General features: G+C 67.7%; 2 protein-coding genes and 1 pseudogene. All 3 read right to left on the bottom strand.

Features of this window, described 5'->3' with window-relative positions:
- Window positions 1–266: pseudogene (locus FF36_RS41375) on the bottom strand (integrase); the annotation flags it as partial.
- A 256-nt stretch (window positions 267–522) separates the two neighbouring features.
- Window positions 523–810 carry an integrase gene (locus FF36_RS41370; protein ID WP_242419922.1) on the bottom strand — a complete coding sequence of 96 codons (288 nt, stop codon included), beginning with the start codon at window positions 808–810 and terminating at the stop codon, window positions 523–525.
- A gap of 1,412 nt (window positions 811–2,222) precedes the next feature.
- The coding region (locus tag FF36_RS30765) for an RHS repeat domain-containing protein (protein WP_052681673.1) at window positions 2,223–7,019 on the bottom strand (4,797 nt) is incomplete at its 5' end.

Below are 7,019 nucleotides of genomic sequence, written 5' to 3'. Positions count from 1 at the left end.
GATCGCTCTCGACGCGACCGAGTTCCAAGCCGCATAATATCGAAAGAAGCAGAGCGAAACGCGAACCGATCTACACCACTCCACGGGGCACTATCGAGAAACCGGAACCGGTGGCTGCGCTCCTCGAGATCCATCAGCAGGTTCCGTGCCCGCTGGGTGACCCACGCTGCGGTCGGCTGCTTCGTGACCCCGAGAACATGAACACGGCGGGTGGCGTGTTCGACGACGAAGAACACGTAGATCCGCTGCAGGAACACGGTGTCCACCGTGAAGAAATCGCAGGCCAGCAGGCCGGACGCCTGGGCGCACAGAAACGTCCGCCCAAAGGCGTCGGCCCGCCGCGGTGCAGGATCCGTGGGTCTGTTGCGTTACGGGATGGCAGGGCATGACTGACCCTGCCGACCAGTTGATCAGATCGCCCTGGATCCGGCGGTGGCCCCAGATCGGGTTCTCCCGTGCGAGACGCAGGACCAACTCGCGGATCTCCCTGCAAACCGGCGGCCGACCGGGCGACTTCCGTGGCTAGGTCCATTTGCGTGCGAGGAGGTCGCGGTGCCAGCGCAGCAGGGTGGCTGGGGTGACGAAGAACGAACCCCAGCGGGCTCGGGAGAGCAGTCGGGACAGGGCTGCGAGGATCACCCGATCCGCCGGTTCCAGCGTCGGACGATTCACCTGCCGTCGTAACACTGCCACCTGGTGTCGCAGGATGAGGAGCTCCACGTCTTTCGCGGTGTCGCCGCGCACCCGGAGCAACATCAGTCCGAGAGTGTTGCGTGTCAGGGCGTAGAGCAGCGACCACACCATGACCATCCAGCCTGCCCGACACAGGCCCCGTCCGGCGGGCAAACGTGCAGGTCACCGCCCAAATCGGGGTTCTGGAGCCCCACAGGGCCTCTAACGAGGCGGCAGGCTTCGCTTCATGCTACGGACCGTCCAGTCGCTCCCCCTTGCAGGGCTTTTGACACTGGGCTTCGACCCGGCCAGTTACCCGACCAAGCCGCCAGTCTGCTACCGGGCCTTCCTGGCAGCTACCCGGACCGGACTCACACCGGCAAGCGACGACGAGCTTACGAATGGTGGATCATCCGCTACACGGCGTCACCTCCAGTCTGCTGGGCGCACGAAAGCCCGAGGCTAGTGATGCCAGGTCAGCACGAGAAGGGGTTCCTCCTCCGTGGACTCCCAGAGTCCGGCTGTCAACGCCGATCCCCTCGCCGCGTGAGATGGATCGCTGGTAACGGAGGAGCGATGCGCTTTCCAGGCCGACAGCGCGTCCGTGCCATCGAACCACTCCACGCGAGTCTTGTCGGGCAGGACCCCGGGCCAGTAGACGAGCAACGGACAACCGCTGGCTGCAAAAGCTGCAGCTTGTTTCCGCTTCATGCGCGTGCCGCGCCTCACGTACCTACGGCCGTCCGGCCCCACGACTGCACCGGCTTCGATGGCTTGCCACTGGTCGCGAGCCAGATCGTAATGCATGTTCGGACACTACGCCGCGCCCAGGAGTGAACCGTTCCGGGTCCGGTGGAGACCGGGATGCTTACGCTTCGGTGACTATATCAGCTTCGTCTTGGATGTAGAACAGTGATTCTGAATCCGCCCCGGGCCTCCTGGAGGCCCGGGGCGGATTCAGTCGTCGCACTACGATCAACTTGCCATTTCCCTAAACCACTTTCACGCGCGTCGAGACCGTCGCCTATTCGGCCCACCTGCTAGATGACGAGATTCCCATTCGACAGGGCCCCACACCCTTCTTGAGGCAGAATAGGCGGTCCCATCAATCTCAAACAGTGCCTTCAAGACCCGGTATCCTTTATCGGATAGGGCATCTTTAGCACACCCAGGGCTGCAGCCGCATAAGGACAGCGGTCATCGAATTGCATACCTCTGCAGGCGAGCAAGCGATTCGACCAGGGCCATGTCAGGGAGGTCAGCGAGATCCAGATAGGCCGGCTCGTATCGCGCGAGGAATGCATGGGCCCGGCCCCTCAGGGCGTCCCCATCGCCGTCGTCCGCAAGTCGAGCCTGCCAACCTCCTCCCTCTGCGTTCACAGTCACCATCCGCGCAAGGGAATCGAAACAGCCGTTCGATTCTTCTTGCATGAGAGGCTCGTACCATTCAAGTAGTGCGTGGACCGACGAGAAACTATAGAGGAAGTCATCCACATCGAACAAGACGATGGGCGGCTGGACGCCGACAGAGTTGGCACTCATGTTCCGGACTACCACCCTTCCCAAGGACGGTGGCGACCGATGCCCGGTCTGCGGTGGTAGTGGATCGAGAAGGGCAGCCGCCTGCCAGGCAAGCGGTGCGAATGGATGGCGAACTTTCTCGATCCGTTCCAGAGGAAGTCGGTGCCACGCCCTCCTTTGCTGCTGAAGCGAACTCCCAGCCCAGAAGCGTTCTTGGAGCCGAAGCGCCAACCGATTCGGCTCGTAGCTCCGCCCCAGGTCAGACCCGATAGCCCACCAATGCCCGTAGCCAGTCCAGCACCGCGCCAACTCCACGAGCTAGTCCCGGCATGGCCGGCGCTGTACATCGCGAGGCCCGCTGCAGCGCCCACGGCCACACCACAGACCACGCTCGCACCGCAAGCGAGGCCCCCGACCACAGCGGTTACGGCTAGGGCGCCCTTCGCCCACTTGCGCCAGCCCCATTGTCCACTGAGGTCGAAGTCGTTGATGGGGTCCTGCTGGGCGTAGTCGTAGGGGTTGTCGGAGCCGCCGGGGACGGGGTCGGTCTGGAGGAAGCGGCCGAGGCTGGGATCGTAGAGGCGGACGCCCATCAACGTGAGGCCGGAGAGGGTGTCGCGGGAGCGTTCCTTGGCGCCGAGCCAGCCGTAGCGGGGGTAGGCGGTGGAGGGGAAGTAGGGGCTGCCGAACTCGGTGGATTCGGCGTAGCTGGCCGGGGAGGTGGCGGAGGTGTTGTCGTCGACGGTGGCGACGACGTCGCCGTGGAGGTTGGCCAGTTGCAGGGTGACGGTGCCGGTGTCGGTCTGGGTGGCGGCGAGGTCGCCGCCGATCCCGGTGATGTTACGGGTCCAGGCCGTGCCGACGCCGATCCACGCCGGGCTGTCCCCGGAGCTGGTCGCGTAATGGTTGACGCTGGTCGTCGAGCCGTCGGCCCAGGAGCGGATACGCCGGGCCGGGTCAAGAGCGTAGGTCCGGGTCGCGGAGCCCACGGTTTCGGAGGCGACGAGGTCGTTCACGTAGTAGCCGAGACTCGCCGAGCTGCCCGCCGGCGGATACGGATCGATGGTGGTGCGGCCGAACAGATCATAGGCGTAGCCGGTGTTCGTGAGCCTGTCGGCCTGATCATAGGAGAAGGAATATACCGTCGGCGACGTCGACGTGGAACAGGTTCCCGCGTCGCTGCCCCCGGCGTCGGGGTAGCTCGACAGACTGTTGCGGTTCGATTCGGCGTCGTAGGCGTAGACCCGGGTGGTGCACTGCGCTGGACCACCGTAACTCACCGTGTCCGCCACCGACGTCAGGCGGCCCGACAGGTCATAGCCCAACGCCTTCGACGATGCCGGGGTCGAGTCGATCCGGACCTGGCCGTAGACCGAGTTCGCCTGGGCGAACGCCAACCATGGGTTGCCGGCCATCGCATAGGTGAGCGTGGTCGGTTCGCCGTTGTCGTCGTAGCGGGTCGCCGCGACCAGACCGTTCGGATACGTCTCCGACGTCACCTTCCCATCCGCGTTGTACCCCGCCGTGAACGTCGACGGAGCCGAACCGGCGCCGACGTTCAGGCTGGTGACCAGGCCGCGGTGCTCGCCGGTGGTGCCGTCATAGGTGTAGGTATAAGTGCCCTTGCCATCCCCCGTCGTGGCGATCCGGCCGTCAATGTCGTAGGTCGTGGACGCGGTGTTGCCGTCAGCGTCAGTCTGCGAGGTCGTCCGACCCCACGAGTCATACCCGCTGGTCAAGGTGATGCTGTTCGCGGTCGTCGTGGTCGGCAGGCCGGTCGACGAGTCGTAGCCGTAGGTCGCCGTCGGCAGCGTCGTGCCGCCGTCGGCGGCCGGACTCGCAGTGATGGCCTCCGAGGTCTTCCGGCCGGCGGTGTCGTAGGTGAAGGTGGTGGTGCGGGTGGTGGTGTTGACGGTTTCGACCTCGGTCAGGGTCTGGTTGAGGTCGTTGTAGGTGTAGGTCGACACCGGCAGCGGGTTGCCTGTCGACGGCTGCGCCGCCGGGCCGGAGGTGCAGGCCAGGCCCGTCCAGGAGGCGTTCACACACCCACCGGTGCCCGTCGCCGTGAAGTACGACGTCACCGTCGTGAACGCATCGGTGCCGGCGCTGTTCGCCTTCGGCTGGCGCGACTCCACCGTGTTGCCGGCCGCGTTGTAGTAGGTGGTCCGCACGATGTCCGGCGTTGACCCGCCGCCCATCCACGTCGTCACCGTCGTCGGCTTGCGCAGGTTCCACCCGGATGTTGCCGCGTCCGCGCCGCTCTTCGCCTCGTAGCCGTTGACGGTCTTGCGCGGGTCGGCGTCGCTGCCGTCGGGCAGGCGGACCGTGGTCGTCACCGTCGTCGGCAACCGGTACGGCGTCGGTGACGACGGGGCGCCCTGGTCGTAGTCGGTGTGCACATGCTCGCGGGCGGAGTAGCGGGAACCGCCGTTGTCCACGATCCGATGCGTCGGGCCGTAGGTGTCGGTGACCGACACCCCATCGGCCGTGTAGACGGTGCGGGTGTCGAGCAGCTGGGAACGCGCCGCCGACGTCGTCAGCGAGGTGACCAGCGGATCGGTGTCCGCGGTCGGGGCCAAGGCCTGGTTGCGGTTCTCCGCGGTCAGGGTGCGGATCGTGTTGCCGTTGGTGTCATGCTCGGTGGTGGTGATCTGCCAGGCGCCGTTGCCGTAGGAGGCGCTGTTGACCTGTCGGCCGTCGGTGTTGAGGTAGGTGAGGTCGGCGTACGGCCAGTCCGACGATGTCGGCGTCGCGGCCGGCACGTGGTCGGCGGGGAACACCCCGGCGCCGTAGAGCGGCAGGTCCTGCTGCGCCCAGCCGGCCACCGCACCCGAGGACAGGTCGATCGGCGCGCCGCTGCCCGACACGGGAATGTCGTAGGCGATCGTCTGCGTCGCCGTCGGCCCCGCCGGCGTCGGACGCGACACCGTCGAGATCCGGCCCGACCCGTCGTAGGCCAGCGTCCAGGTCGCCTGGCCGGGTGGGGTGAGCGTGGACAGGCGGCCGGCCGTGTCGTAGCTGTAGGTGGTGGTCAGGCCGGTGCGGGGGTCCTTCGCCGAACGCAGCCGGCCGTTGGCGTCGTAGGCGTAGACGGCCACGTTCACCGGGGTGTTGCCGTTGAGGGCCATCGCGATGCCGCTGACCCGGCCGGTGTAGTCACCCCAGGTCGCCGGGTCGGTGCCGGTGCCGGTCGCCGTCGTCGACGTCGCGTAGGTCAGGTTCAGCGCCCGGCAGCCGGCCACCAGCGTCGTGCACGACACCCCGGCCGGTACCGGCCCGAGGATGCGGGTGGTGCGGCCGGCGGAGTCGGTGGTGAAGGTCGAGGTGGTGTTCGAGCCGGGTTCGACGACCTGGCTGGGATGCCACACCGTGGTGCCGCCGACGGTCTGCGCGACGAAGACGGTCTTCGAGCCGTCGACGTCGGTGTGGGTGAACTGGGTGGCGGAGTCCTTGGTCAGGGTGCTGCCGTCGACGGCGTCGTCACCGACACCGGTGTAGGCGTACGGGTAGCCGCCGGTGCCACTGCGGGCGTAGACGTCCTGGACACCGGTGTCGTCAGTGAAGGTGACATACCCACCGGAGTCGGTGCTGTCGGTGAGGGTCTCGTCGGCGGCGCCGGCGTCGGGGCCGGGCATGCTCGCCGTCCACCCCGGACCGAAGATCCCGTTCGACGCACCGGCGGGCAGCACCTCGAACATCGCCCACGAGTTCGTCGCCCCGGACGGCGCCGTGGTGGCGACGGTCAGCGCCTGGCCGGGGGCGGTGGACGCCGCCGTCTTGTACAGGGCGGCGCCGGTGAGGTCGTACTGGTTGTAGGTGCCCTGCAGGGTGACCCCGGCGGCCGGGGTCGGGGCGCCGGCGGCGTTCCAGTCCGCGACCGCGGCGACCGCCATCGACCCGGCCACCGTCGAGGTCACCGACTGGTTGAACACCCCGGCGGTCGTGTTCCCCGACGGGCCGATGTTCGTCGCGCCGATCGGCGTGGTCAGGTTCGCGTTCATCACCACCAGGACCTGCAGGAACTTCGAGCAGGTGTTCGTCGACGACGTCAACGTCACCGTCCGGGCGGCCGAACTCGACGTCTTCGCCCACCAGGCGAGCGCCTCGTCCTTGGTACCGTTCGCCCCCGAACTGCCGATCCGGGTCCAGGTCAGCCCGCCCGAGTCCGACACCGACGGGCCGGTGCTCGCACCGGAACCCGTCGAACCGGTGTCGGCGAGCGCGAGCAGCAGCGCGTTCGCCGGCGCGGTGAACGACGCGGTCACCGCGTTACCCGCGGACGTGCAGCCGTTACCGAACCAGCCGGCCGCCGCCGGGGTCGACGGGTCGACCGTCAGCCCGGCGCCGGCCGGCGCGTTCGCCGACAGGGTGGTGAACGTGCGCCCGACGGTGAGGCTGCCGGTGTACGTCGGCATCGACACATCCGTGGCGGACACCGAGTAGTCGCCGGTCAGCAGGGCCACCGAGCCCGGCCCGACCGCCTGGGTGGCCTCGGCGTCGGCGAACGCGCGCCGGGTGTACTGGATCGTGTGCGCCGGCACGCAGGTCACCGTGTTGGAGGCGTCCCGGAAGCAGGCCTGCACCTGCACCGGCCCGTCGGGGGCGCCCGCGGCGGTCATCGTCGCGGCGAGGTCCCAGGTCAGCTTGTCGAACAGGCCGGAGCCGTTGCGGACCATCGGCCACGACGGATGCGTCGACGTACCCGCCACGACAACGGCGCCGGTGGGAACATCCGTCCAGCCGGTGGCGGTGTTCGTACCCAGCCGGTACTGGAACGTCACCTGGGTCTGCGCCGACGGCGCCTGCCCCTCCAACGTCGTGAACCG

It is taken from the genome of Frankia torreyi (assembly GCF_000948395.1).
Lineage (GTDB): Bacteria > Actinomycetota > Actinomycetes > Frankiales > Frankiaceae > Frankia > Frankia torreyi.
Note: the sequence above shows the minus strand (reverse complement) of the source record. Positions and strands in the feature narration are given on the sequence as shown.